The organism is Streptomyces sp. NPDC001093 (assembly GCF_040298985.1).
GTDB lineage: Bacteria > Actinomycetota > Actinomycetes > Streptomycetales > Streptomycetaceae > Streptomyces.
Genome location: NZ_JBEPBF010000108.1, coordinates 1 through 26,181, shown reverse-complemented (window position 1 = coordinate 26,181; position 26,181 = coordinate 1). Strand labels below are relative to the sequence as shown.

Sequence of the window (26,181 nt, the reverse complement as noted above, 5' to 3'; positions counted from 1 at the left end):
CCCGCGACCCCGGACGCGCGGTGTACGCCGAAGGGCCCCTCCGTGTTGCGGCCCGCGTCCGAGGCGGCCGGGACGGTGCCGTTCCTACGGTGTGGTCACCGCCCGACGGTGGCGGGAGGCGACGAGGGGACGGTAGTCATGCCGGTGGCGATCATCACGGGGGCCTCGAAGGGCCTGGGGCGGGCACTCGCGGAGGCACTCGCCGCGCGGGGCTGGGATCTGGTGCTGGACGCCCGGGGCGCCGAGGCCCTCAAGGAGGCCGCGGAGGGCGTCGCCGGGCACGGCACGCGCGTGACGGCCCCGGCCGGGGACGTGACGGATGCCGGGCACCGGGCGGAGCTGGTGGCGGCGGCGCGCCGGCTGGGCGGGGTCGACCTGCTGGTCAGCAATGCGAGCGCGCTGGGTGCGGAGCCGCTGGTGCGGCTGGCCGAGCTGCCCGTGGAGGGACTGCGGCGGGCGCTGGAGGTGAACGTGGTGGCCGCGCTCGGCCTGGTCCATGAGGCGCTGCCGCTGCTGCGGGAGTCGCCGGCCGGCACGGTGGTCGTGGTCAGCTCGGACGCGGCGGCCGAGGCGTACGAGACCTGGGGCGGCTACGGCGCCTCGAAGGCGGCCCTGGACCAGCTGGCGGCGGTGCTGGGCGTGGAGGAGCCCGGCCTGCGGGTGTGGGCGGTGGATCCCGGGGACATGGCCACGGACCTGTACGCGGCGGCCGTACCCGGCGACGACGAGCGGCGTCCGGCGCCGGACACGGTCGTACCGGCGTTTCTGCGGCTGCTGGACGAGCGGCCGGCCAGCGGGCGGTACGCGGCGCCGGCGCTGCTGGAGGAGCGGTGAGGACAGTCGTGCGCGTACCGGAGGGGCTGTCCGCGCGCGTACCCGCCGAGCAGCGTGGTCCGGGGCTGGACCGGGACGCCGTACGGCTGCTGGTCTCGCGCGGTACGCAGGTGACGCATCACCTCTTCCCGGAGCTGGGGCTGCTGCTGCGGGCCGGGGACCTGCTGGTGGTGAACACCTCGCCCACGCTGGCCGCGGCGGTGGACGGACGCAGCGGCCACGCGCGCGTGGTGGTGCATTTCTCCACGCGCGGCGACGACGGCCGGTGGGCGGTCGAGTTGCGGGAGCCGGACGGGCGGGGCACCACACGCGCGCGTACGGGCACGCGTGCGGGTACGGAGGTGCTGCTGCCGGGGACGGGGCGGCTGGTGCTGGAGGAGCCGCTGAGCCCGGGCGGGGAGCGGCTGTGGTGGGCCCGGGCGGACGGGGACGTCCTGGGGATGCTGCGCGCGCACGGGCGGCCCATTCGCTACTCCTATACGGAGCGGGACCAGCCGCTGTCGGTGTACCAGACGGTGTTCGCGCTGCCGTCGCCGGACGGGGCGGGCAGTGCGGAGATGCCGAGTGCGGCGCGCCCCTTCACCGCGGGCCTGGTGACGGAGCTGGTGAGCCGGGGAATGCAGTTCGCGCCGGTCACGCTGCACACGGGGGTGGCATCGGCGGAGTCGCACGAGCCGCCGTATCCGGAGCGGTTCTCGGTGCCGGCGGCGTCGGCGCGGCTGATCAACGCGGCGAGGGCGGGCGAGGGCAGGGTGATCGCCGTGGGTACGACCGCCGTGCGGGCCGTGGAGTCGGCGGCCGGGCCGGACGGGGTGGTGCGGGCGGCCGAGGGGTGGACGGATCTGGTGGTGACGCCGGAGCGCGGGGTGCGGGTGGTGGACGGGCTGCTGACCGGGCTGCACGAGCCGGAGGCCTCGCATCTGCTGATGCTGCGGGCGGTGGCGGGGCGGGCCGCGGTCGACCGTGCCTACGAGGAGGCACTCCGGGGGCTCTACCTGTGGCACGAGTTCGGCGACGTACATCTCGTCCTCCCGGAGGAGGGCCCTCACACAGAGCGTTGCAACGGCAACTCCTGGTGAGACTGTTACGTGTCCGATGTGAGCCCGCGCATAGGGCCCACATCACGTACGACCGGGCATAGGAGATAAACCATCCCCGCATGAACGGGACAGACGGTCCAGTCTGTCCCGTTTTGCCCTTGGCCGATCCACTATCGAGGATCGTACGTCACAGCTTTGCCTGGGAATTTTGCGCCAGCTAAGAATTGCTCCCGTCGCTCAGCGCCGTGGGTCACCGGCCCGCGGCGTTCGTGTGGGAGGAGCCGATTCCCCCGGCGGACGCAGGAGCGACCTCCGCGCTATCGAAGAGGTCCATCAGCCAATGCCCAAGAACATCCTCAACCGTGCTCATAGTCGTGCCCTGACCAGGCAGCACAAGATCGCCATCGCCGGCGTCGCCGCCCTCGGCACCGCCGCCATCGCCATCTCGGCCGTCCCGAGCAACGCCGACACCGTCACCACCGGCGCCCCGGCCACGGCCGCCCAGGTCGCCACCAGCACGACGCTGAAGAACGTCAAGGGCACGGTCACCGACCAGCTCGCCACCGAGACGGTCAAGCTCGACGCGTTCGCCGCGCAGAAGAAGGCCGCAGCCGAGGCCGCCGCCGCCAAGCAGCGCGCCGAGGCCGCGAAGAAGGCCGCCGCCGAGGCCGCCGCGAAGAAGGCCGCGCAGGACCGCGCCGCCACGGAGGCCGCGAGCCGCTCCACCCAGCGGATCGACATGCAGCCGGTCGCCGCGAAGACGTACGCCAACAACCTCGACGGCTGGATCCGCCAGTCGCTGGACATCATGCGCTCCAAGGGCATCCCCGGCAGCTACAACGGCCTGTACCGCAACATCATGCGGGAGTCCTCGGGCAACCCGATGGCCATCAACAACTGGGACGTCAACGCGGCCAACGGCATCCCGTCCAAGGGTCTGCTGCAGGTGATCCAGCCCACCTTCTCCGCCTACCACGTGGCGGGCACGTCGTGGAACATCTACGACCCGGTCGCCAACATCACCGCCGCCGCCAACTACGCGGCCCACCGCTACGGCTCGATGGACAACGTCAACAGCGCGTACTGAGGGCTGGCGCGGACCTCAGCGACGTGACGCCGAAGGGCGGCACCCCATCACGGGGTGCCGCCCTTCGCGTCGTACGGGCGCGGTTACTTGCGCATGACCTCCGGCTCGTGGCGGCGCAGGAAGCGGGCCACGAAGAAGCCGCAGACCACACCGAGCACGATCAGCGCGATCATGTCCAGGGTCCAGGCCCCGGCCGTGTGGTTCCACAGCGGGTCGGTGCTGCTCGGGTTGTCGGAGTTCGGGGCGATGTTGTTGAAGTCCAGCGTGGCGCCTGCGGCGGCCACCGCCCAGCGCGACGGCATCAGGTACGAGAACTCGTTGACGCCGAGTGTGCCGTGCAGGGTGAAGAGGCAACCGGTGAAGACGACCTGGATGATCGCGAACATCACCAGCAGCGGCATGGTCTTCTCGGCGGTCTTCACCAGCGAGGAGATCACCAGGCCGACCATCATCGAGGTGAAGCCGAGCGCCATGATCGGCAGGCACAGCTCGAGGAGGGTGTTGCCGCCCAGGACCAGCCCCTGGTCCGGGATCTCCCGGGGCGAGAAGCCGATCACGCCGACCATCAGGCCCTGGAGCACGGTGACGGCGCCGAGCACGACCACCTTGGACATCAGGTACGCCGACCGGGACAGGCCGGTCGCACGCTCCCGCTCGTAGATCACCCGTTCCTTGATCAGCTCTCGGACGGAGTTCGCGGCACCCGCGAAGCACGCGCCGACGGCGAGTATCAGCAGCACGGTGGTGGCCGTGCCGTTGGGGATGTGCGCGCCGGTCCTGGGGTTGATCGCCGCGTTGACCAGCAGGCCGCGCTTGTGGTCGATCAGCAGGCTGACCGCGCCGAGCACCGCCGGGAGGATCACCGTCAGCGCCAGGAAGCCCTTGTCGGAGACGATGACCGACACATAGCGCCGGATCAGGGTCATCAGCTGCGAACCCCAGGCCTGCGGCTTGGGGGGCTTGATGGCCTGCGGCGGAGGCACGTGTACGGACTGCGGGGCAACGGCGTCCACGTCCGCGGCGTACATCTGGTAGTGCTGGGAGCCCTTCCAGCGGTCCGCCCAGTTGTAGTCGCGGTAGTTCTCGAAGGCGGAGAAGACGTCGGCCCAGCTGTCGTAGCCGAAGAAGTTCAGCGCCTCCTCCGGCGGGCCGAAGTAGGCGACCGCGCCGCCCGGCGCCATCACCAGCAGCTTGTCGCACAGCGCCAGCTCGGCCACCGAGTGGGTGACCACGAGGACCGTACGGCCGTCGTCGGCGAGGCCGCGCAGCAGCTGCATGACGTCGCGGTCCATGCCCGGGTCGAGACCGGAGGTCGGCTCGTCCAGGAAGATCAGCGACGGCTTGGTGAGCAGCTCCAGGGCCACCGAGACACGCTTGCGCTGGCCGCCGGAGAGGGAGGTGACCTTCTTGTCCTTGTGGATGTCGAGCTTGAGCTCGCGCAGCACCTCGTCGATGCGGGCGTCGCGCTCCTGCGCCGTGGTGTCGGCCGGGAAACGCAGCTTGGCCGCGTACTTCAGGGCCTTCTTGACCGTCAGCTCCTTGTGCAGGATGTCGTCCTGCGGAACCAGACCGATGCGCTGGCGCAGCTCGGCGAACTGCTTGTACAGGTTCCGGTTGTCGTACAGGACCTCGCCCTGGTTGGCGGGCCGGTAGCCGGTGAGCGCCTTGAGCAGGGTCGACTTGCCGGAGCCGGACGGGCCGATGACCGCGATCAGGGACTTCTCCGGGACGCCGAAGGAGACGTCCTTCAGGATCTGCTTGCCGCCGTCGACCGTGACGGTCAGATGGCGCGCGGAGAAGGAGACCTCACCGGTGTCGACGAACTCCTCGAGCCGGTCGCCGACGATCCGGAACGTGGAGTGACCGACGCCGACGATGTCGGCCGGGCCCAGCTGCACCGAGCCGCCCTTGGGGATCGGCTGGCCGTTGACGTAGGTGCCGTTGTGCGAGCCGAGGTCGCGGATCTCCAGCCGGCCGTCGGGCGTGGCATGGAACTCGGCGTGGTTCCGGGAGACCTGGAGGTCGGAGACGACCAGGTCGTTCTCCAGCGCACGGCCGATGCGCATCACCCGGCCGACGGCGAACTGGTGGAACGTGGTCGGGCTGCGGTCGCCGTAGACCGGCGGCGCCCCCGCGCCACCACCGGGTGTGTTCTGCGCGTACTGATCCGCGGGACCCGCCTGTTGCTGCGGGAACGCGGGCGCCTGCTGCTGCCAGCCCTGCTGCGGGGCCGGTGCCTGTTGTGCCTGCGGCTGTGCGGCCGCCTGCCCCGCGGCGGGTGCCTGCTGCGGTGCCTGCTGGGCCCAGCCCGGTGCCCCGGCGCCCTGCGCGGCGTACGGCGCCGGCTGCTGCCGGCCGGCCGCGGCGCCCGACAGGTTCAGCCGCGGTCCGTCGGTCGCGTTGCCCAGATGCAGCGACGCGCCCGGCCCGATCTCCATCTGCTGGATCCGCCGGCCCTGCACGAACGTGCCGTTGGTGCTGCCATGGTCCTCGATGACCCAACTGCGGCCGTTGAAGCTGACCGTGGCGTGCCGCCAGGACACCCTGGCGTCGTCGAAGACGATGTCACCCTGCGGATCGCGGCCCAGGGTGTAGGGCCTGGACGGGTCCAACGTCCAGGTCCGTCCGTTTGATTCCAGTACGAGTTCCGGCACTCCATGCCCCACTGAGTTGTCCCCCGAGTTACCCCCATCACAGGGAGTCTAGGGATGTCGAACATCGGGGGGAACTATTTCAGGCTCGGCCCGCTGACCGAAACCCGGGCCTTGTCAACGGGCGCCCTCGCACGCTTCAACTCGCCCCGTTGACGGGGTTGAAACCCGGCCGGAGAGTGGTAATCCCGGCGAGGGGGACAAGCGCGGCTCCGGTGCGGCGCCGCCGATCGGGGGGTCTGCCATGAGGTCTGCCACGAACGCCGAGAGCGCGCCGCGTGCCGCGACGGTGCCCTGGAAGGACGTCCTGCTGTCCGCGATCGCCGCGGTGAGCTGGGCGTTGATGGGGATGGCGGGGACGGCCGCGCTCGGCCTGCATCTCCTGCGCGCGGACACGGCGGGCTCACTGGGCCCCATGACGGCGGCCGTTGTGGCCCTCGGGGCGGGTGGTTCGGTCACGCCGTCGGGCGATGTGTCCGCCTTCGGACTGAAAGGCGCCGAGGCCCACACCGCCATCGAGATCACGCCACTCGGGGTGAGCCTGGCCGGTGCCCTGCTGCTGTCGTGGTTCTTCCTACGGTCCCTGCGCAGGGCCGGAGTTGTCGTCGCCCCCGCCGAACTCCTCGCCCGCGCGGGCACGGTGGTCGCGCTCTTCGTCGCACTGCTGGGCGGTCTCGCCTGGGCCGGTCACGACATCGTCACGATCGACGGCGGCTCGCTCGGGCTGGACAACCTGCCGGGCACGGGCGGCCAGGGAGGCGGCGGGCTGAGCATCCCCGGCCTCGGCGACGTGAGCGGACTGCTGCCGGGCCGGATCGGCGACCTCGTCCACGCCAAGGCCGCGGTCGGCTTCACCGTGGACACGGCGGCCACGCTGCTCGGCGGCGCGCTCTGGTGTGCCGGCGTGCTGCTGGTCGCCCTGCTCGCCTCCCGGCGCGCGCCCCTGCCGCCCGGCTGGTCCGTCCTGCACCGGGTGGTACGGCCGGCGGTCTCGGCGCTGGTCACCGTGCTGCTGGTGGCCGTGGCGGCGGGGCTCGCGGCGGCGGCGTACGCGGCGATCCGCGACGACCGTCCCGGACGGATCGCCGGCGCGGCCCTGCTCGGTACGCCGAACGGGGTCTGGCTCGGCCTCCCCCTCGGTCTCTTCGTCCCCTGGGACGGCCACGCCTCCGGCGTCCTCGCCAGGTCCCTCCCCCACCCGCTGGACCAGCTCCTCGGCGCGCACACCGACCAGCCCGTGACGCTGGGCCGGCTGGCCGGCCTGGACGGCCGGGTGTGGCTACTGGCCGGGGCCGCGGCACTGGCGATGCTGCTGGCCGGTGTCCTCACGGCGGTCCGCACACCGGTGGTACGGCGGGCCGACAGCACCGTGGGACGGCGGGCCGACACCGCCCTCGCTCTCGCCGCCCAGTGCGGCCTGCGCCTCGGCGTCACCACCGCGCTCGCCCTCCCGCTGCTCGCCTGGCTGACGGGCGTGTCCGTCACCTCGTCCCTGTCCGTGCTCGGCTTCGACACCTTCGACGCCGGCCTGGAACTGCAGGGCCGCCTCGGCCTGGCACTGCTGCTCGGCGCGGCGTGGGGCGCGGCCGCCGGGGCGATCGGGGCACTGGCGGCCTGGGGGACGGGGACGGCGGGGGCACGGGCGGCGTGGGCGGCTCGCGGGGTACCGGGGGACGCGGGAGTCGGGGGTGACGGTGGAAGCGTGGGGTACGAGGGTGCCGGCGGGAGGCCGGGGTACGGCGGTGCGGGCGAGGGCGAGGCCGAGGGCTCGAGGCACGGGGGCGCGGTCGAGTCCGCGCCGTACGGTGGCTCGGGCCCCGGCCACGGCGACGGGGGCGCCGGTGGTCCCCGACCCGGCCACGGCGTCGGGCCGTACGCGCCGGGCAGGCCGTACCGGCCGCCGAACCCCGACACGAATCCCTATCTCCGGGTGCCGGAGGACCTCCAGGTGGCGGACGGCCTCCAGGTGCCGCAGGACCTGCGCGAGGAGCCGCCGAGTGCCGGGCCGGCGGCCGCCGGCAGCGACCTGTACGGCGCCCCGACCATCGCCCGGCCGCTCGACTCCGCTCCCCCACCGGCCCGGCGCCGTCCCCCGGCGCGGCGAGGCGACCGCTCGCAGGGGGCGGACGGCACCGAATGGCCACCGCCGCCCCCTCCGCCGCCCCCGGCCCCGCCGGGCAAGCCGAAGCGCCGCGGGTGAGCCGGCCGGGGCGGGCAGGGGTGAGCCGGCCGGGGCGGGCAGGGGCCAGCCGGCCGGGGGCGTGCGGAAGCGCACGTCCTGCCCGTCAGGGCATCTCGTGGCACAGTCGTGGTGGAGCCGGGGGCCGCCGTGAGCGGGCGGGCGGTGTCTCCCGGCGGCAAGATCCCTGACACCGGCGCGACATCCATTGTTCCGTGTCCGTCAGTCGGACCTCGACGGCGGACGGCACTGGGTGCCGGATACGGTGGTGACACCATGAGCGCTTCGCAGACCTCCGCTGAACAGACCCCCGAGGTCCCCACCCTCCTCGTCAAGATCTTCGGCAAGGACCGGCCGGGCATCACGGCGGGCCTCTTCGACACCCTCGCCGCCTACCTGGTCGACGTGGTCGACATCGAGCAGGTCGTCACCCGGGGCCGCCTGGTGCTGTGCGCGCTGGTCACGCAGCCGCCGGCCGGCCTGGAGGGCGATCTGAGGGCCACCGTGCACAGCTGGGCCGAGTCGATGAAGATGCAGGCGGAGATCATCTCGGGGCACGGCGACAACCGGCCGCGCGGCCTCGGGCGTTCGCTGGTGACCGTGCTCGGCCATCCGCTGACCGCCGAGTCGACGGCCGCCATCGCCGACCGGATCGCGAAGGCCGGCGGCAACATCGACCGTATCTTCCGGCTCGCCAAGTACCCGGTGACGGCAGTGGAGTTCGCGGTGTCGGGCGTGGAGACCGAGCCGCTGCGCACGGCCCTGGTCACGGACGCGGCGGCACTGGGTGTCGACGTCGCGGTCGTCGCGGCGGGCCTGCACCGGCGCGCCCAGCGCCTGGTGGTCATGGACGTGGACTCCACGCTGATCCAGGACGAGGTCATCGAGCTGTTCGCGGCGCACGCCGGCTGCGAGGACAAGGTCGCCGAGGTGACGACGGCGGCGATGCGCGGGGAGCTGGACTTCGAGCAGTCACTGCACGCGCGCGTGGCGCTGCTGAAGGGGCTGGACGCCTCCGTGGTGGACAAGGTGCGCAACGAGGTCCGGCTGACGCCGGGTGCCCGCACCCTGATCCGCACGCTGAAGCGGCTCGGCTACCAAGTGGGGGTTGTCTCCGGTGGCTTCACCCAGGTCACGGACGATCTGAAGGAACGGCTGGGCCTGGACTTCGCGCAGGCCAACACGCTGGAGATCGTCGACGGCAAGCTCACCGGTCGGGTCACCGGTGAGATCGTGGACCGCGCGGGCAAGGCGCGGCTGCTGCGCCGGTTCGCCGCGGAGGCGGGGGTGCCGCTGTCGCAGACGGTGGCGATCGGCGACGGCGCCAACGACCTGGACATGCTGAACGCGGCCGGTCTGGGCGTCGCCTTCAACGCCAAGCCGGTGGTCCGCGAGGCGGCGCACACGGCGGTGAACTTCCCCTTCCTCGACACGGTCCTGTATCTGCTGGGCGTCACCCGGGAAGAGGTCGAGGCGGCCGACACGCACGACGAGGGCTGAGCAGGCCCTGATGTGCGAGGGCCCGGCACCGCGGACGTGCCGGGCCCTCGCACATGGGTGAGATCACTCGTCTGGCGCCCAGTAGTCCATGAGTGTGGCCACGCCCGGCTCCAGGCTCTTCCAGGGGCCCTCGAAGGACAGCAGCGCGAACCCGGCGGCCGGGAAACCGCGGCGGTTCATCCGGTCGCGGGCTTCGCCCTCGGCGGTGCCGGACAGGATGTCGGCCAGGCCGTGGACACCCGGGTTGTGGCCGATGAGGATCACGTTCCGCACGTCGTCCGGGGTCTCGTTCAGCACGGCGATCAGTTCGCCGGGCGAAGCCTCGTAGACCCGCTCCTCGTAGACGGTCTTCGGCCGGTGCGCCAGTTCGTGGACGGCGAGCTTCCAGGTCTCGCGGGTCCGGATGGCGGTGGAGCACAGGGCGAGGTCGAAGGTGATGCCGGTGTCGGCCAGCTTGCGTCCGGCGACAGCGGCGTCCATACGGCCGCGCTCGGCGAGCGGGCGCTCATGGTCGGACACCTGGGGCCAGTCGGCTTTCGCATGCCGGAGGAGGACGATACTGCGAGGTTCTGCGGCGCTCATGGGACCCAGCTTCGCATGAAACGGACCATGCGGCGCAGGGAGTTGACATGCGGATTCACCGCGTACGGGGTGCCTGGTCAGCGCGCGAGGAGCTGTCGGGCGCGCTCGACGAGGTGCGTGATCGCCGGGTCGCCGCTCGCCGCGTGGGCGTCCGACGGGTTCAGTATCAGCGCCAGCAGTGCGATGAAGGCGAGCGCGGGGAGGGCGAGGGCCCACCAGGGCAGCCGGCTGTCGACGCCGCCCGTGGTCGCCGGGTGGGGCCGGGGGTGGGTGCGGGCCGGCATGATCGCCTCCGTGTGTCTTTCGAGCGGGTCCGTGACCGTGTCGTGCGGTCACATCTCGAAGTTACGGAATCCGGGGCCGCCAACCCATCCGGACTTCCACCCAGTTGCCCCTGACCCTTTCCCCCTAGGGGATGGGGGGCCAGCCCCACCATCCGCCGGAAGAGGCGTCCAGGAGAGGTGCCCCAAAGGGCCGGTGGCGGCCGTCAGGGGGATGCGAGGGTCGCGATGACGGCGATGATCACGAAGATGGCGAAGAACGAGCCGAAGACGAGCAGCATCTTCTTCTGGCCGTTCTGCGGGTTCGGGTCGAGCACAGGCTGCATGCGCCCAGTCTCGCACCCTCCGCTCCGCAGGGGTCGGCCGGGGCAGGTGTCGCCCCGCGCGGACCGCCGAACGGGGCACCGGGGCTTCTGCCGGCTCCCGGCCCCGCCTGCCACGGGCGGCCACGGCACGGTCTCCACCGGCCCCGCCTGCCACGGGCGGCCACGGCACTGCCTCCACCCCGCCCGCCGGTGGCTGGGCCGGCCCCCTGTCACCCAGGTCCGCCGAAGGCCGGCAGAGCCATCGGCACCGGCTTCCACGTGCCGCGGCGGTCGGCGGGGCGCCCGCCCCCGGGTCCCGTCGGCGCAGTGCGGCGCGGCGCCCTCCGGGCCGGCCGGTCCGCGGATCCATGCCTTACGGCGGCCGCGGCTGTCCGTGAGGCCAGTACACCGCCTTCCGGCCCATCCGCAGATCAACGCGTCGCCGCCTCCTGCCCGTCCCGACCCCGCCCGCCCATGCGAGGCACCGCGCCGCCACCCGCCGAACCGGTCCACGCAACTCAGTCCAACGCCACCCCGCCCATCCCGACCCCGCCCGCCCATGCGAGGCACCGCGCCGCCACCCGCCGAGCCCGTCCACGGCGAGTCGGTCCGAGGCGAGTCGGTCCGAGGCCGGCTCCCGAGACCGTCCGCACGAGTCAGTGCGTCGCCGCCGTCCTGCCCGTCCTTGCGGGGCACCGCGTCGCCGCGCCCGTTTCCGCGCGCGAGTCAGTCCGTCGTCGCCTCCACGCCGGTCCTTGCAAGGGACCGCGTCCCCCGCCCCCAAGCCCGTCCGCCGTGCAAGTCGGCCCATCCCCGCCCCCGAGCCCGTCCCCGCGAGTCATCCCGTCGCCGTCTCCGGGCCCGTCCGCCGCGCGAGTCAGCGTGCGCTCGCCTCTTCCTCCACCGTGCGGTCGCGGCCCGCCAGGAAGCCCACTGCCATCTGCGGCAGCATCAGGCTCGCCATGAGGGCGATGGGCAGGCCCCAGCCGCCGCTCCGCTGGTAGAGCACGCCGACCAGCAGTGGGCCGGGGATGGAGATCAGGTAGCCGGTGCTCTGTGCGAACGCGGACAGCTGGGCCACCCCAGGCCCGCTCCGGGCCCGCATGCCGACCATCGTCAGGGCCAGCGGGAAGGCGCAGTTGGAGACGCCGAGCAGCAGTGCCCAGGCCCAGGCGCCGGCGGCCGGAGCGAAGTACAGTCCGGCGTATCCGGCGAGCCCGCACACGCCCAGGACCAGCACGATCGGCCCCTGATGGGGCAGCCGGGTGGCGACCCGCGGGATGACGAAGGCCAGCGGCACGCCCATCACCATGGTGACGGCGAGCAGCACGCCCGCGGTGCCGGCCGGGACACCGGCGTCGCGGAAGATCTGCGGCATCCAGCCCATGGTGACGTAGGCGGCGGTGGCCTGGAGGCCGAAGAAGACGGCGAGCGCCCAGGCGGTGCGACTGCGGGTGATGCGCAGCGGCGCGCGCGATGCCGCCGCCCCGGCCTGCTGTGCCTCCGCCCGCGGTCCCTCCGCCGCACGCTGCCGCTGCCGCTGCCCCGGCCGCGCGGGCGCGGTGTCGGGGCCGCGGTCCCGCAGAAGCGGCAGCCAGGGCAGGACGGCGGCGCCCGCGAGGGCGGCCCACACGGCGAGGCCGGACCGCCAGCCGCCGCCGAGGGCGCCGGTCAGGGGGACGGTCACCGCGGCGGCGAGGGAGGTGCCGAGGGCGAGGGCCATCGAGTACAGGCCGGTCATGGAGCCGACCCGGTCGGGGAACCAGCGCTTGACGATGACCGGCATGAGCACGTTGCTGACGGCGATGCCCATCAGGGCGAGCGCGCTGGCGGCCAGGAAACCGGCCGTGCTGCCGAGATACGGCCGTATGAGCAGGCCGGTGGTGATGGCCACCATGCCGGCGCACACCACGGCGGCCGGACCGAAGCGGCGGGCCAGCCGGGGTGCGGTGATACCGAAGACCGCGAAGCAGAGCGGGGGCACGGAAGTGAGCAGACCGGCCGCGCTGCCGCTCATGCCGAGCCCGTCACGGACCTCCTCCAGGAGCGCGCCGAGGCTCGTGATGGCCGGGCGGAGGTTCAGCGCGGACAGGACGATGCCGACGACGACCAGTCGGGTCGCCCACGCGCGCGTGCGGCCGGCGCCGGGGGTCGTCTCGGCGGTGCTCGCCGTGGCGGCCGTACCGCGTTCGGTCGGGGACATCGCCGTACGGGTCTCCACTGTCCGGGTTTCCTCACGTGCCATGAGACCCATCATAGAATCATAGGATGATTCGTTGTCCATTCGGTTTTCCGGTCCCGGACCGTCCCCGCCCGGGCCTCGCGTGCGAAGGTGAGCCATGCCCTTGAGCCACCCGCGCCGTTCGGCGCTGTCCGAGCAGGTCATCGCCGAACTGCGCAACCAGATCACTTCCGGCGAGTGGCCGGTCGGCTCGCGCATCCCGACGGAGCCGGAGCTGGTCGAGCAGCTCGGCGTCGCCCGCAACACCGTCCGCGAGGCCGTCCGCGCGCTCGCCCACAACGGGCTGCTGGACATCCGGCAGGGCTCGGGCACCTATGTGGTGGCGACGAGTGAGCTGGCCGGTGTGATGCACCGCCGGTTCGCCGACGCCGATCCCCGGCACATCGCCGAGCTGCGCGCCGCGCTGGAGTCGGCCGCGGCGAAGCTGGCCGCCGAGCGGCGCACCGAGAAGGACCTCAAGCAGCTGGACGCGCTGCTGGACCGGCGCGAGGTGGCCTGGGCGGCGGGCGAGGCGGAGGCCTTCGTGACCGCCGACGCCACCTTCCACCTGGCCGTCGTGGCGGCCTCGCACAACGACGTGATCACCGCGATGTACGCCGATCTGGGCGAGGTGCTGCGGGACTGGCTGCGCGCGGACGTGGGCGCGGAGCTGACTCCGGAGACGTACATGGATCACACGCGCCTGGTGGACGCGATCCGCGCCGAGGAGGCGGAGGCGGCGGCCGCAGAGGCCGCGAGCTATCCCTTCCTGTGCCGGCCGGGCCGGTTCAGTGCCCCTTCCGCCCCTTCCGGTGACTGATCCAGCCGGTTCAGTGCTCGTTCTGGTGGCTGATCCAGACCGAGCGGACTTCCTTCCAGCACCGGCCGGTGAGTCGTACGGTCATGGCGGGGCCGGTGTCCACCGGTGCGCTGTCGGTGTCGATGTCCCACCAGCGGGCGCACTCGATGTGCAGACGCACGCGATCGGTGTCGACATAGGGATTGTGGCAGTAGGCCACCACATGGGAGCCGTGGACGGTCGTACGGCAGGAGGCCCCGAAGAGGCTCGGCGCGGGGGGCTTTCCGTCGTCCACGCGCGCGTAGGGCATCGCGTCGTACGGCAGGCAGAGCACGAGGGCCACGGCCAAGGTCACCGGGGCCAGGCTTCGGGACAGGCGCACAAGGGGACCTCCTCGGCCGGGCTGGGGAGGGACGCGTGTGGTGGACGCGTAATCCGTGTGGTGGACGCGTAATCCAGGGTGCGCCGTCCGGGCCGGTGGGCGCCCGGCAGGTGGGCCGAACGGGTGACGCCCCGTCCGCCCGCGCACTTGCGGGAGACGGGGCGTCAGGTACGAGGATCAGGCGCCGATGGCGTGCAGACCGCCGTCGACGTGGATGATCTCCCCGGTGGTCTTCGGGAACCAGTCGCTCAGCAGGGCGACGATGCCCCGGCCGGCCGGCTCCGGGTCCTTCAGGTCCCACTCCAGCGGGGAGCGGGTGTCCCACACGGAGGCCAGCTCGCCGAAGCCCGGGATGGACTTGGCGGCCATGGAGCCGATCGGGCCCGCGGAGATGAGGTTGCAGCGGATGTTCTGCTTGCCCAGGTCACGGGCGATGTAGCGGCTGGTCGCCTCCAGGGCGGCCTTGGCCGGGCCCATCCAGTCGTACTGCGGCCAGGCGAACTGCGCGTCGAAGGTCAGGCCGACGACCGAGCCGCCGTTCTGCATCAGCGGCAGGCAGGCCATGGTGAGCGACTTCAGGGAGTACGCCGAGACGTGCATGGCGGTGGCCACCGACTCGAACGGCGTGTTGAGGAAGTTGCCGCCCAGCGCGTCCTGCGGGGCGAAGCCGATGGAGTGCACGACGCCGTCGAGGCCGCCCAGCTCCTCGCCGACGACGTCGGCCAGCCGGCCCATGTGCTCGTCGTTGGTGACGTCCAGCTCGATGACCTTGGTGGGCTTCGGCAGCTTCTTGGCGATGCGCTCGGTCAGCGTGGGCCGCGGGAACGCGGTCAGGATGATCTCCGCGCCCTGCTCCTGGGCCAGCTTGGCCGCGTGGAAGGCGATGGAGGACTCCATCAGCACGCCGGTGATCAGGACGCGCTTGCCCTCGAGGATTCCGCTCATGGTGATCAGTGACCCATTCCCAGTCCGCCGTCAACGGGGATGACGGCTCCAGTGATGTACGAGGCGTCGTCCGAGGCGAGGAACCGCACCGTCGCGGCGATCTCCTCCGGCTGCGCGTAACGGCCGAGCGGCACCTGCGAGACGATGTTCTTGCGCTGCTCGTCGCTGAGCACCTTGGTCATGTCGGTGTCGACGAAACCGGGCGCGACGACGTTGAAAGTGATGTTGCGCGAGCCCAGCTCACGGGCGAGGGAGCGCGCGAAGCCCACGAGGGCGGCCTTGGAGGCGGCGTAGTTCGCCTGGCCCGCCGAGCCGAGCAGGCCGACCACGGACGAGATCAGGATGACGCGGCCCTTCTTGGCGCGCAGCATGCCCCGGTTGGCGCGCTTGACGACGCGGAAGGTGCCGGTGAGGTTGGTGTCGATGACCGAGGTGAAGTCCTCCTCGGACATGCGCATCAGGAGCTGGTCCTTGGTGACACCGGCATTGGCGATCAGTATCTCGACCGGGCCGTGCTGCTCCTCGATCTCCTTGTAGGCCTGCTCCACCTGCTCCGGGTCGGTGATGTCGCACTTGACGGCGAGGAAGCCGGCGGGCGGCTCACCCGAGCGGTACGTGATCGCGACCTTGTCGCCGGCGTCGGCGAACGCGCGGGCGATGGCGAGGCCGATGCCCCGGTTTCCTCCGGTGACGAGAACCGAGCGGCTCAACGGATCACCCTTTCGATAGCGGTCTGCAGATGTCGGACAACCCGCCCGAACACCTGGATGGCAGGCGGCTTCACCGAAAACCTATCGGTACGGCCGGGCGCGTGGGCATTCGGGCACCGACAGTCACTCACGCCGCGCGCTGTGGGATCCCTACAGTTGGCGGGCCTGCGGAGAGCTGCGGTCTCCGTCCGCCCCACCGGGCACGTGGGCGGGGAGGGCCGCTGCCCTGGTTGCCGCCGGCATCGGTTTGTCGTACGTGCCGAGACGCTGCAAGGCGTCACCGAGGGTCGGTGCGCCGGCCACGTGGAGAGCGTCCGGGGTGGACAGCGCAGCGGCCCGACGCGCCGATCACCCGTTCGCAGGGTTCCCGCAGCACTTCTTGTACTTGCGTTCCGAACCGCACCAGCAGGGACCGTTGCGTGGCGGAGGCCAGTCATGGGCCTGGCCCGTGCGAGCCAGCTGCGCCGCGTACGCGGACCGCGCGGCGGGTGTATGGGGAGACCCGCCCGTTTCGCGCACATACGCGTCAAGACCGCTCACCGTTGCCCGGCCGACCGCCAGGCGGCTGCCGCCCTCGTCCGACAGCTTCCGCAGGGTGCGCTCGACCTGCCGTCGATGGGCGGCATGGTCGTCGCCGTACGAGTCCGCGGCGGACGGCCAGCGCTCCAGCAGGCGGTCGAACTCCTCGCGCGGCCAGAACAGCACGCACGTCGCCTGCGGGCCGGTGCGCACCGCCCGGTCCTCGGCGGTCACCTCCGCGAGGTCCCCGAATTCCGCCTCCAGGGCATCGGGACCGCCCTCCGCCAACCTCGCAAGTCGCACGGGATCGTGCAGGGTGTCCAGGGGGTGTATCCGGCCCTGCAGGGGCGACGTACGCCGCTCGTGCAGCTCATCCGCCACATCGTCCCAGTCGTCGTGCGGCTCGCCGAGCAGACGCCGCACCCGGTGGCGGCCGATGAGGAGCGTCTCCACGTCGAAGCCGTCGGAAGAGTCCTCCACCGTGTCGGCCGTCACCGTCGTACCGGCGCCCAGGACGTGTGTGATGCCCGCCGTGTACCACTCGGCCGCCGTCGCCGTCTCGTGCGCGGACTCGAAGACCTCGGCGACGAACATCCAGGCGCCCCCGTCCCGGGGATGGCGCCTGCGGAACGCCGCGGCCGCCGCGCGGGCCTCCTCCCGGCGCTCGGCGTCCCACAACGCATTGATGCGCAACGCGTCCACCAGATCAGGCTCCCGGCTTCCCCCACCCAGCGGGTCCAGCAAACGTTCGTACACGGCGACCGCACGCTCGTGCTCGCCCGCGTCGCTCCACGCCTCGGCCGCTTCCCGCAGCAGGTCCTCCCGCTCCTCGGGGTGCTGCTCGGCCAGCCGCTCGCACTCCGCAGCGGCCTGTGCGGGAGTGGGCGTGGGGCGTCCGGGACGCAAAGCGGTGGCGCGCCCGCCCCCGCGCTTCATCCTGCTCCTGCCCGCTTTGCCATGCTTGCTGGACATGGACTCACCGTAGTGCCGTCGGAGCCGAGCGCGCCGGGGAGTTGGGTCCGGCGCACGGCCGCACGCGCTGCGCGATGGATATTCGGCATGTGTGACGAGCCCAGGGCGTGCTTGACTTCGGCCTGGCGATTCGATGGATCGAGCAGGACGAACCTGGTGGTCAGACCGAAGGGATTCCCACCCGTGCCCCATGAAATCGATCAGTCGTTCCTGGCACTCCCCCTACGCGCCCTCGCCGACGCCGCGCTGGCACGCGCGCGTGCGCTCGGGGCCGAGCACGCGGACTTCCGGTTCGAGCGGGTGCGCAGCGCGTCCTGGCGGCTGCGGGACGCCAGGCCCGCCGGATCGTCGGACACCACCGACCTCGGCTATGCGGTGCGGGTCGTGCACGGCGGCACGTGGGGCTTCGCCTCCGGTGTGGATCTGACCATGGACGCGGCCGCCAAGGTGGCCTCGCAGGCGGTGGCCATGGCCAAGCTGTCCGCGCAGGTCATCAGGGCGGCGGGCTCGGACGAGCGCGTCGAGCTGGCCGACGAGCCGGTGCACGCCGACCGGACGTGGGTGTCGTCGTACGAGATCGACCCGTTCACGGTGCCGGACGAGGAGAAGGCGGCGCTGCTGGCGGACTGGAGCACGCGGCTGCTGACCGCGAAGGGCGTCAACCACGTGGACGCCTCCCTGCTCACCGTCCACGAGAACAAGTTCTACGCCGACACCGCCGGGACCGTGACGACCCAGCAGCGGGTGCGGCTGCATCCGCAGCTGACCGCGGTGTCGGTGGACGAGTCCAGCGGCGAGTTCGACTCGATGCGCACTCTCGCGCCGCCGGCCGGGCGGGGCTGGGAGTACCTGACCGGCACCGGCTGGGACTGGGACGACGAACTGGAGCGGATCCCGGAGCTGCTCGCCGAGAAGATGCGGGCGCCGAGCGTGCAGCCGGGCCTGTACGACCTGGTGGTCGACCCGTCCAACCTGTGGCTGACCATCCACGAGTCCATCGGGCACGCGACGGAGCTGGACCGCGCGCTCGGCTACGAGGCCGCCTACGCCGGCACCTCCTTCGCCACCTTCGACCAGCTGGGCAAGCTGCGGTACGGCTCCGAGCTGATGAACGTCACCGGCGACCGCACCGCCGAGCACGGCCTCGCGACGGTCGGGTACGACGACGAGGGCGTCGAGGCGCAGTCCTGGGACCTGGTGAAGGACGGCACGCTGGTCGGCTACCAGCTGGACCGGCGGATCGCCCGGCTCACCGGGTTCGACCGGTCCAACGGGTGCGCGTACGCCGACTCCCCCGCGCATGTGCCGGTGCAGCGCATGGCCAACGTCTCGCTCCGGCCGGACCCGGCGGGGCTGTCCACCGAGGGCCTGATCGGGAGTGTCGACCGGGGCATCTACGTGGTCGGCGACCGGTCCTGGTCGATCGACATGCAGCGGTACAACTTCCAATTCACGGGCCAGCGCTTCTTCAAGATCGAGAACGGGCGGATCACCGGGCAGCTGAAGGACGTGGCCTACCAGGCCACGACCACCGACTTCTGGGGGTCCATGACGGCCGTGGGCGGTCCGCAGACCTACGTCCTCGGCGGCGCCTTCAACTGCGGCAAGGCCCAGCCGGGTCAGGTGGCCTCCGTGTCGCACGGCTGCCCGTCCGCCGTCTTCAGGTCCGTCAGCATCCTCAACACGACCCAGGAGGCCGGTCGATGAGCGCCCGCACGAACAAGCCGCACGAGATCGTCGAGCAGGCGCTCGCGCTGTCCCGGGCCGACGGCTGTGTCGTCATCGCCGACGAGCACTCCACGGCCAACCTGCGCTGGGCGGGCAACGCGCTCACCACGAACGGGGTGACGCGCGGCCGTACGCTCACCGTGATCGCGACCGTGGACGGCAAGGAGGGCACCGCCTCGGGTGTCGTGTCGCGCTCGGCGGTCACCGCCGAGGAGCTGGAGCCGCTGGTGCGGGCCGCCGAGACCGCCGCGCGCGGTGCGGGGCCCGCCGAGGACGCGCAGCCGCTGGTCGGCGAGGTGCCCCAGTCGCCGGACTTCGCGGACGCGCCCGCGGAGACCTCCTCCGCGGTGTTCGCGGACTTCGCCCCGGCGCTCGGCGAAGCCTTCGCACGCGCGCGTGCGGGCGGCCGGAAGCTGTACGGCTTCGCCAACCACGAGCTGGTGTCGACGTACCTGGGCACGTCCACCGGGCTGCGCCTGCGCCATGACCAGCCCACCGGCACGCTGGAGCTGAACGCCAAGTCGCCCGACCGCCTGCGCTCGGCCTGGGCGGGCCGTTCCACGCGGGACTTCAAGGACATCGACCCCGGGGCGCTCGACGCCGAGCTGGCCGTACGGCTCGGCTGGGCCGAGCGGCGCGTGGAGCTGCCCGCCGGCCGCTACGAGACGCTGCTGCCGCCCACGGCCGTCGCGGACCTGCTGATCTACCAGCTGTGGTCGGCCTCGGGCCGGGACGCGGCCGAGGGCCGGACGGTGTTCTCCAAGCCGGGCGGTGGCACGCGCGTGGGCGAGAAGCTCGCCGAGCTGCCGCTGACCCTGCGCAGTGACCCGAACGAGCCGGGCCTGGAGTGCCCGCCGTTCGTGGTCGCCCACTCCTCCGGCGGGGACCAGTCCGTGTTCGACAACGGGCTGCCGACCCACACGACGGAGTGGATCAGCGAGGGTGTGCTGAGGCACCTGACGACGACCCGGCACAGCGCGGGCCTGACCGGGCTGCCGGTGGCCCCGGTGCTCGGGAACCTGATCCTCGACGGCGGGAACGACCGCTCCCTGGAGGAGATGGTCGCGGACACCGAGCGCGGGCTGCTGCTGACCTGCCTGTGGTACATCCGCGAGGTCGACCCGGCGACGCTGCTGCTCACGGGCCTGACCCGGGACGGCGTCTACCTCGTGGAGAACGGCGAGGTGACCGGGCAGGTCAACAACTTCCGGTTCAACGAGTCGCCGGTGGCCCTGCTGGGGCGGGCCACGGAGGCGGGGCGCACGGAAAAGACGCTGCCGAGGGAGTGGAGCGACTGGTTCACTAGGGCTGCGATGCCCGCGCTGCGGGTGCCCGACTTCAATATGAGCTCTGTCAGTCAGGGCGTATAACCTCGTAGGCGGTAGTCGCTCGACTGCCCGAGGACCATCAAGGAGATACGAGAACCGTGACGGACATCGTCGACGAGCTGAAGTGGCGGGGGCTCATCGCCCTCTCCACGGACGAGGACGCACTGCGCAAGGCGTTCGCGGACGGCCCCGTCACGTTCTATTGCGGCTTCGACCCGACCGCGCCCAGCCTGCACCTCGGCAATCTCGTGCAGATCCTGACCATGCGCCGGATCCAGCAGGCGGGCAACCGCCCGCTGGGCCTGGTCGGAGGCGCCACCGGTCTGATCGGTGACCCGAAGCCGAACGCCGAGCGGACGCTGAACTCTCCGGAGGTCGTCGCCCAGTGGGTGGAGCGGCTGCGCGCGCAGATCGCCCCGCTGCTGGACTTCGAGGGCCCGAACGCGGCGATCATGGTCAACAACCTGGACTGGACCCAGGGCATGTCGGCCATCGAGTTCCTGCGGGACATGGGCAAGCACTTCCGGGTCAACAAGATGATCGCCAAGGAGGCCGTCGCCCGGCGGCTCAACTCCGACGCCGGGATCAGCTACACCGAGTTCAGCTACCAGATCCTGCAGGGCATGGACTTCCTGGAGCTGTACCGGCGGTACGGCTGCACGCTGCAGACCGGCGGCAGTGACCAGTGGGGCAACCTCACCTCGGGCACGGACCTGATCCACCGGGTGGAGCAGAACGCCGTGGTGCACGCGCTGGGCACCCCGCTGATCACCAAGGCGGACGGCACCAAGTTCGGCAAGACCGAGTCCGGCACGGTGTGGCTCGACCCCGAGATGACCACGCCGTACGCGTTCTACCAGTTCTGGGTCAACGCCGACGACCGTGACGTCTCGAAGTTCCTGCGCATCTTCAGCTTCAGGTCCCGGGAGGAGATCGAGGAGCTGGAGCGGCAGACCGAGGAGCGGCCGCAGGCCCGGGCCGCGCAGCGGGCGCTCGCCGAGGAGCTGACGACGCTGGTGCACGGCGCCGACCAGACGGCCGCCGTGATCGCCGCGAGCCGTGCCCTGTTCGGGCAGGGTGAGCTGGCGGAGCTGGACGGTCGGACGCTGGCCGCGGCGCTGTCCGAGGTGCCGCACATCGAGGTCACCGAGCTGGGTCCGGTGGTCGACCTGTTCGCCGAGGTCGGGCTCGTCGCCAGCAAGTCCGCTGCGCGGCGGACGGTGAAGGAGGGCGGGGCCTACGTGAACAACGTGAAGGTCGCCTCCGAGGACGCGGTGCCCTCGTCCGGGGATCTGCTGGACGGGCGGTGGCTGGTGCTGCGGCGGGGGAAGAAGAACCTTGCCGCGGTGGAGGTTGTTTCCGCTTAGTGCCGTGGGGGCGTGGGCGGACTGGCGACGGCGGCTTCCGTCGTGGTTTCTCGCGCCCACGCGGCAGGGCCGCATACCGGTACAGCGCCGCGCCCCTTACGGGGCCCTCTCACGCCCCGACCCTCTCCTGCTTCCTCTTCCCCAGCGTCGCCATGTAGAGGGCGTCCACGGCCGCGACGATGATGATCGCGGCCACCAGCTGGAAGATGTGCCGGGTCCAGTCGATGCCGCGGGTCGCGGCGACGCCGACGGCTCGGGCGACCGCGTTGCCCACAATGGCGCCGAGCATGCCGCAGATGGTGGTCAGCCAGAGGGGGCTGTGCTGCTTGCCCGGGATGACGGCCTTGGCTATGACGCCCAGCACGAATCCCACGATGATCGCCCACAACCAGCCCATGGCTGCCTCCTCGTACGGCTCGACGTGAGCATTACGGCCAGTCTGGGTGGGCGGGCCGTACGGCGCATGTCGGGTTCCCCCGTGCGCGGCACGGCCGGTGGCGTCACCGCAGGCAGCGGGCGACCCGGTCTCGTGGGCGGCGCAGCCGCGGCGTAACGTAAGAAGGTCGGGGAGAGCCGAAGCGGGCGGATGGTGGAATGTGATGCGGAAACAGCACGGCGGCAGCGCCCAGGTGTTCCGGATCACCGGGGCCCGGACGGGACTCGCCGAGGACGTGCGGGGCCGGCAGCGGAGGTACGTCATCTCGATGACGATCCGCACGGTGTCGGTGATCCTCGCGGTCTCCCTGTGGAACGTCGAGCGGTACGTCGCCATGGTGGCGCTCGTCGCCGGAGCGCTGCTTCCGTATATCGCCGTGGTGATCGCGAACGCGGGCCGGGAGCGGCCGCCGTCCCTGCCCTCGACGTTCATCACCGCGCCGACGCGGCCGATGATCACCCCGCCGCAGGCGGAGGAGGCAGAGGCGGAATCCGTTCCCAAGGGCGCGGCGGCTCATCCGACGGGCGCGCGTGGTGAGCGGACCGGCCCCGCGTGAGCACGACGGGTACGCGGGAAGCGGAATGCCGTCGCCCGTCAAACTCAAGAAAAGCTCAGATCAATCGTGTAGTTCCAGTGCCGGGCGACGGGGTAACCGTGACATACTGCGTACGCGCTCCGCATCCCCCGTCGGAGCGACAGACCGACGCCGGGCAGCTCCCCCCGTGGCTGCTCGGCGTCGCCTTGTTCGGGCCCTTTCTGTACGACGAACCCGAGACGAACCTGTGAGTGACGAGACGCCGATCTGCTCCGCCAAGGGCTGCCGTGCCGCTGCCGTGTGGGTGCTGGCGTGGAACAACCCGAAGATCCACACGCCGGAACGGCGCAAGACGTGGCTCGCCTGCGAGGAACATCGCGAGCATCTTTCGCAGTTCCTCGGGGTACGGGGTTTCCTGAAGGACGTCGTGAAGTTCGCCGACTGGCAGGATCCCGAAGGGGCCTAGCCGCCGATCGCCGACATCGGCCGCTCCGGCTGCACGAACGAAGGGTCGTCCAGGCCCGCTCCCGCCTTCTTGCCCCACATCGCCAGCTTCCAGATGCGGGCGATCTCCTCGTCCGGGGCGCCGGAGCGCAGGGCCGCGCGGAGGTCGGTTTCCTCGGTGGCGAACAGACAGGTCCGTATCTGCCCGTCGGCCGTGAGGCGGGTGCGGTCGCAGGCCGCGCAGAAGGGGCGGGTGACCGAGGCGATGACGCCGACCCGGTGCGGGCCGCCGTTCACCAGCCAGCGCTCCGCCGGGGCCGAGCCGCGCGTGCCGGCGCCCTCGGGGGTGAGGTCGAAGCGGGTGCGCAGGGAGGCCAGGATGTCCCCGGCGGTGACCATGCCCTCGCGCTTCCAGCCGTGCTGGGCGTCCAGCGGCATCTGCTCGATGAACCGCAGTTCGTAGTCCTGCTCCACGGCCCAGGCCAGCAGGTCGGGGGCCTCGTCGTCGTTCAGGCCCGGCATCAGGACCGAGTTGACCTTGACGGGGGTCAGGCCGGCCTCGCGGGCGGCCTCGAGGCCTTCGAGGACGTCCTTGTGGCGGTCGCGGCGGGTCAGGGTCTTGAAGACGTCGGGGCGGAGGGTGTCCAGGGAGACGTTGACCCGGTCCAGGCCTGCCGCCCTCAGCGCGGTCGCGGTGCGCTTGAGGCCGATGCCGTTGGTGGTCAGGGACATCTGCGGGCGGGGGGCAAGGGCCGCGACGCGCTCGACGATGCCGACCAGGCCGGGGCGCAGCAGGGGCTCACCGCCGGTGAAGCGGACCTCCTCGATGCCGAGCTTGCGCACGGCGACGTCGACGAGGCGGACGATCTCGTCGTCGGTGAGCAGGTCGGGCTTGGCCAGCCACTGCAGGCCCTCCTCGGGCATGCAGTACGTGCAGCGCAGGTTGCAGCGGTCGGTCAGCGAGACCCTCAGGTCGGTGGCCACCCGGCCGTAGGTGTCGATGAGCACGTGGGCCCCCTCCCTCGATCCCGGAGCACTTGTTCCGCGTCACTGAGAGCCTACGTGACACCACTGACAACGGCAGCGGCCCGATCCGACGAGGTACGGCGCGGCCGCGTCGTAGGACCGTACAGTCCCCGCACGACGCGGCCGTCGTACGAACGTCAGTGTGCCCCGGTGCCGGTCAGGGACCGCACCTCCAGTTCGGCGTACTTGCCGGCGTCCGGGACCTCCTTGGAGAGCAGGGTGCCCACGACGCCGAGCAGGAATCCGACGGGGATGGAGATGATGCCGGGGTTCTCCAGCGGGAACCAGTGGAAGTCGGCGTCGGGGAACATCGAGGCGGGGCTGCCGGAGACCACGGGGGAGAACAGCACCAGGCCGACCGCGGTGACCAGGCCGCCGTAGATCGACCACAGGGCGCCCGAGGTGGTGAACCGCTTCCAGAACAGGCTGTACAGGATGGTCGGCAGGTTGGCGGAGGCCGCGACCGCGAAGGCGAGGGCGACCAGGCCGGCCACGTTCAGGTCGCGGGCGAGGGCGCCGAGGACGATCGAGACCGCGCCGATGCCGACGGTGGCCCAGCGGGCCGCGCCGACCTCCTGCTTCTCGGTGGCCTGCCCCTTCTTGATGACGTTGGCGTAGATGTCGTGGGCGAAGGAGGACGACGAGGCCAGGGTGAGGCCCGCGACGACCGCCAGGATCGTGGCGAAGGCGACGGCGGAGATGGTGGCGAGCAGGATGGCGCCCCAGTTGGAGTCGACGCCGCCCAGATGCAGCGCCAGGAGGGGTGCCGCGGTGTTGCCCGCCTTGTTGGAGGCGATGATCTCGCCGGGTTTGATCAGTGCGGCGGCGCCGAAGCCCAGGGCGAGGGTCATCAGGTAGAAGGCGCCGATCAGGCCGATCGCCCAGATGACCGACTTACGGGCGGCCTTGGCGGTCGGCACGGTGTAGAAGCGGATCAGGATGTGCGGCAGGCCCGCGGTGCCGAGGACCAGGGCGATGCCGAGCGAGATGAAGTCCAGCTTGGTGGTGCCGGTGGCGCCGTACTTCAGGCCCGGCTCCAGGAACGCCGAGCCCTTGCCGCTGTTGTCGGCGGCCCGGCCGAGCAGATCGGAGATGTTGAAGTGGAACTTCAGCAGGACCAGGAAGGTCAGCAGCAGGGCGCCGGCGATCAGCAGGACCGCCTTGACCATCTGGACCCAGGTGGTGCCCTTCATGCCGCCGATGGTGACGTAGACGATCATCAGGAGGCCGACCAGGGCGACGATGCCGATCTTGCCGCCGTCGCTGGTGATGCCGAGCAGGAGCGAGACGAGGACGCCCGCGCCCGCCATCTGGGCCAGCAGGTAGAAGATCGAGACCACGATCGTGGAGGTGCCGGCGGCCGTGCGGACCGGGCGCTGGCGCATGCGGTAGGCCAGGACGTCGCCCATGGTGTAGCGGCCGGAGTTGCGCAGGGGTTCGGCGACCAGGAGCAGGGCGACGAGCCAGGCGACGAGGAAGCCGATGGAGTACAGGAAGCCGTCGTAGCCGAACAGGGCGATGGCGCCGGCGATGCCGAGGAAGGACGCGGCGGACATGTAGTCGCCCGAGACGGCGAGGCCGTTCTGGAAGCCGGTGAACTGGCGTCCGCCGGCGTAGAAGTCGGCGGCGTTCTTCGTCTGGCGGCCGGCCCAGACGGTGATGACGAGGGTCGCGGCGACGAACACCGTGAACAGGGTGGTGATCAGCGTCCGGTGGTCGCTCGCCTCGCCCGCGGCCAGCGTGATCGCGGGGCTCATGCGCCGCCCTCCATCCGGGACTTGATGGCCTCGGCCTTGGGGTCGAGCTCGGTGGCGGCGTGCCGTGCGTACCACCAGGCGATGAGGAAGGTGGTGAGGAACTGGGCGAGGCCCAGGACGAGGGCCACGTTGACGTTGCCGGCCACCTTGGTGCCCATGAAGCCGCCCGCGTAGTTGGAGAGCAGCACGTACAGCAGGTACCAGCCGGTGAAGGCGACGGCCAGCGGGAAGGCGAACGAGCGGTGGGCGCGGCGCAGTTCACCGAACTCCGCGCTCTGCTGCACCTCGGCGAACTCCTCGGTGGTGGGAAGTGGGGCCCCTGGTGTGGCGGGGGGTGGTGTCTCGGTGGCCACGGAGTCTCCTCGCGTTGCGGAAGCGGTGACGAACGGGGAGCTCGATCGTGCTGGCGCTCCCCGCCAAGGTCCACGGCGCCACGCGAGGACCGGTTCAAGTCCTATCTTGATCTTTAACCTGTGCGGCGGGGCTTCGGGGTGGTCGTCTTCTTCTTTGGTCGTTTTGCTGGCTGGGTTTTCTTGGGCGTGTGCACGTCGTG

General features: G+C 71.6%; 24 protein-coding genes. 11 read left to right on the top strand and 13 right to left on the bottom strand.

The annotated features are described in order from the left end of the window. Positions 1 to 138 precede the first annotated feature (138 nt). The 3 genes from ABT288_RS36940 (at position 139) to ABT288_RS36930 (ending at position 2,961) form a co-directional block, all read left to right on the top strand. Positions 139 to 834, top strand: a complete 696-nt coding sequence (locus ABT288_RS36940) for an SDR family NAD(P)-dependent oxidoreductase (RefSeq protein ID WP_351617552.1) — start codon at positions 139 to 141, stop codon at positions 832 to 834. An 8-nt stretch (positions 835 to 842) separates the two neighbouring features. Further along, on the top strand, positions 843 to 1,913 hold the full coding sequence (locus ABT288_RS36935) for an S-adenosylmethionine:tRNA ribosyltransferase-isomerase (RefSeq protein ID WP_502972920.1): 1,071 nt from the start codon (positions 843 to 845) through the stop codon (positions 1,911 to 1,913). A 301-nt stretch (positions 1,914 to 2,214) separates the two neighbouring features. Continuing rightward, on the top strand, positions 2,215 to 2,961 hold the full coding sequence (locus tag ABT288_RS36930) for a transglycosylase SLT domain-containing protein (protein WP_351617547.1): 747 nt from the start codon (positions 2,215 to 2,217) through the stop codon (positions 2,959 to 2,961). An 83-nt stretch (positions 2,962 to 3,044) separates the two neighbouring features. Here ABT288_RS36930 and ABT288_RS36925 read toward each other — a convergent pair whose 3' ends face one another. After that, entirely contained in the window at positions 3,045 to 5,615 is a 2,571-nt protein-coding gene (locus tag ABT288_RS36925; RefSeq protein WP_351617544.1) for an ABC transporter ATP-binding protein/permease, read from the bottom strand. 241 nt (positions 5,616 to 5,856) lie between these two features. Here ABT288_RS36925 and ABT288_RS36920 point away from each other — a divergent pair, with 241 nt between their 5' ends. Both ABT288_RS36920 and serB read left to right on the top strand, forming a co-directional pair. Then, positions 5,857 to 7,812 (top strand): streptophobe family protein, encoded by a 1,956-nt coding sequence (locus ABT288_RS36920; protein WP_351617541.1) that lies wholly within the window; start codon positions 5,857 to 5,859, stop codon positions 7,810 to 7,812. A 255-nt stretch (positions 7,813 to 8,067) separates the two neighbouring features. Then, positions 8,068 to 9,291: a phosphoserine phosphatase SerB gene (serB, locus tag ABT288_RS36915; RefSeq protein WP_351617538.1), complete on the top strand. Its 1,224-nt coding sequence runs from the start codon at positions 8,068 to 8,070 to the stop codon at positions 9,289 to 9,291. 63 nt (positions 9,292 to 9,354) lie between these two features. Here the strand turns inward: serB and ABT288_RS36910 are convergent, their stop codons facing one another. The 4 genes from ABT288_RS36910 to ABT288_RS36895 form a co-directional block, all read right to left on the bottom strand. Beyond that, positions 9,355 to 9,873 (bottom strand): SixA phosphatase family protein, encoded by a 519-nt coding sequence (locus ABT288_RS36910; RefSeq protein WP_351617535.1) that lies wholly within the window; start codon positions 9,871 to 9,873, stop codon positions 9,355 to 9,357. Between the two features lie 77 nt (positions 9,874 to 9,950). After that, positions 9,951 to 10,157 (bottom strand): hypothetical protein, encoded by a 207-nt coding sequence (locus tag ABT288_RS36905; protein WP_351617533.1) that lies wholly within the window; start codon positions 10,155 to 10,157, stop codon positions 9,951 to 9,953. Positions 10,158 to 10,360: 203 nt separating this feature from the next. Beyond that, positions 10,361 to 10,480, bottom strand: a complete 120-nt coding sequence (locus ABT288_RS36900) for an SGM_5486 family transporter-associated protein (RefSeq protein WP_023551744.1) — start codon at positions 10,478 to 10,480, stop codon at positions 10,361 to 10,363. A gap of 856 nt (positions 10,481 to 11,336) precedes the next feature. Then, the gene (locus tag ABT288_RS36895; RefSeq protein ID WP_502972921.1) at positions 11,337 to 12,662 is read right to left on the bottom strand and encodes a CynX/NimT family MFS transporter; all 1,326 of its coding nucleotides are present in this window, start codon (positions 12,660 to 12,662) and stop codon (positions 11,337 to 11,339) included. Positions 12,663 to 12,798: 136 nt separating this feature from the next. Between ABT288_RS36895 and ABT288_RS36890 the strand changes: the two genes are divergently transcribed. Next, positions 12,799 to 13,500 (top strand): FadR/GntR family transcriptional regulator, encoded by a 702-nt coding sequence (locus ABT288_RS36890; RefSeq protein ID WP_351617527.1) that lies wholly within the window; start codon positions 12,799 to 12,801, stop codon positions 13,498 to 13,500. A gap of 10 nt (positions 13,501 to 13,510) precedes the next feature. Here the strand turns inward: ABT288_RS36890 and ABT288_RS36885 are convergent, their stop codons facing one another. The 4 genes from ABT288_RS36885 to ABT288_RS36870 form a co-directional block, all read right to left on the bottom strand. Further along, entirely contained in the window at positions 13,511 to 13,861 is a 351-nt protein-coding gene (locus ABT288_RS36885) for a hypothetical protein (protein WP_351617524.1), read from the bottom strand. 177 nt (positions 13,862 to 14,038) lie between these two features. Beyond that, positions 14,039 to 14,806: an enoyl-ACP reductase FabI gene (gene fabI, locus ABT288_RS36880; RefSeq protein WP_351617521.1), complete on the bottom strand. Its 768-nt coding sequence runs from the start codon at positions 14,804 to 14,806 to the stop codon at positions 14,039 to 14,041. Between the two features lie 5 nt (positions 14,807 to 14,811). After that, complete coding sequence (fabG, locus tag ABT288_RS36875) at positions 14,812 to 15,516, bottom strand: 3-oxoacyl-[acyl-carrier-protein] reductase (protein WP_351617518.1); 705 nt, start codon at positions 15,514 to 15,516, stop codon at positions 14,812 to 14,814. A 348-nt stretch (positions 15,517 to 15,864) separates the two neighbouring features. Next, on the bottom strand, positions 15,865 to 17,007 hold the full coding sequence (locus tag ABT288_RS36870) for an SEC-C domain-containing protein (protein ID WP_351617515.1): 1,143 nt from the start codon (positions 17,005 to 17,007) through the stop codon (positions 15,865 to 15,867). Between the two features lie 183 nt (positions 17,008 to 17,190). Between ABT288_RS36870 and ABT288_RS36865 the strand changes: the two genes are divergently transcribed. Genes ABT288_RS36865 through tyrS form a run of 3 tightly spaced genes read left to right on the top strand, consistent with a single transcriptional unit; the run spans position 17,191 to position 21,430 of the window. Continuing rightward, entirely contained in the window at positions 17,191 to 18,714 is a 1,524-nt protein-coding gene (locus ABT288_RS36865) for a TldD/PmbA family protein (RefSeq protein ID WP_351617512.1), read from the top strand. Then, the gene (locus ABT288_RS36860; protein ID WP_351617509.1) at positions 18,711 to 20,105 is read left to right on the top strand and encodes a metallopeptidase TldD-related protein; all 1,395 of its coding nucleotides are present in this window, start codon (positions 18,711 to 18,713) and stop codon (positions 20,103 to 20,105) included. The genes ABT288_RS36865 and ABT288_RS36860 overlap by 4 nt, the downstream gene beginning before the upstream one ends. Before the next feature lie 56 nt (positions 20,106 to 20,161). After that, positions 20,162 to 21,430 carry a tyrosine--tRNA ligase gene (tyrS, locus tag ABT288_RS36855; protein ID WP_351617506.1) on the top strand — a complete coding sequence of 423 codons (1,269 nt, stop codon included), beginning with the start codon at positions 20,162 to 20,164 and terminating at the stop codon, positions 21,428 to 21,430. Between the two features lie 109 nt (positions 21,431 to 21,539). Here the strand turns inward: tyrS and ABT288_RS36850 are convergent, their stop codons facing one another. Continuing rightward, a complete protein-coding gene (locus ABT288_RS36850) occupies positions 21,540 to 21,827 on the bottom strand; it encodes a GlsB/YeaQ/YmgE family stress response membrane protein (protein WP_351617504.1) in 288 nt (95 codons plus the stop codon). A gap of 202 nt (positions 21,828 to 22,029) precedes the next feature. On the opposite strand from ABT288_RS36850, the gene ABT288_RS36845 reads away from it, so the two are divergent. Continuing rightward, a complete protein-coding gene (locus ABT288_RS36845; RefSeq protein ID WP_351617501.1) occupies positions 22,030 to 22,422 on the top strand; it encodes a DUF3099 domain-containing protein in 393 nt (130 codons plus the stop codon). A 226-nt stretch (positions 22,423 to 22,648) separates the two neighbouring features. Then, entirely contained in the window at positions 22,649 to 22,867 is a 219-nt protein-coding gene (locus ABT288_RS36840; RefSeq protein WP_228623897.1) for a hypothetical protein, read from the top strand. Here ABT288_RS36840 and moaA read toward each other — a convergent pair. From moaA to ABT288_RS36825, 3 genes are all read right to left on the bottom strand, one after another. Next, a complete protein-coding gene (gene moaA / locus ABT288_RS36835) occupies positions 22,864 to 23,853 on the bottom strand; it encodes a GTP 3',8-cyclase MoaA (protein WP_351617498.1) in 990 nt (329 codons plus the stop codon). The two genes, ABT288_RS36840 and moaA, sit on opposite strands and share 4 nt — an antisense overlap. 155 nt (positions 23,854 to 24,008) lie before the next feature. Then, the gene (locus ABT288_RS36830; protein WP_351617495.1) at positions 24,009 to 25,628 is read right to left on the bottom strand and encodes a monocarboxylic acid transporter; all 1,620 of its coding nucleotides are present in this window, start codon (positions 25,626 to 25,628) and stop codon (positions 24,009 to 24,011) included. Continuing rightward, on the bottom strand, positions 25,625 to 25,981 hold the full coding sequence (locus ABT288_RS36825; RefSeq protein WP_351617493.1) for a DUF485 domain-containing protein: 357 nt from the start codon (positions 25,979 to 25,981) through the stop codon (positions 25,625 to 25,627). The genes ABT288_RS36830 and ABT288_RS36825 overlap by 4 nt, the downstream gene beginning before the upstream one ends. Positions 25,982 to 26,181 lie beyond the last annotated feature (200 nt).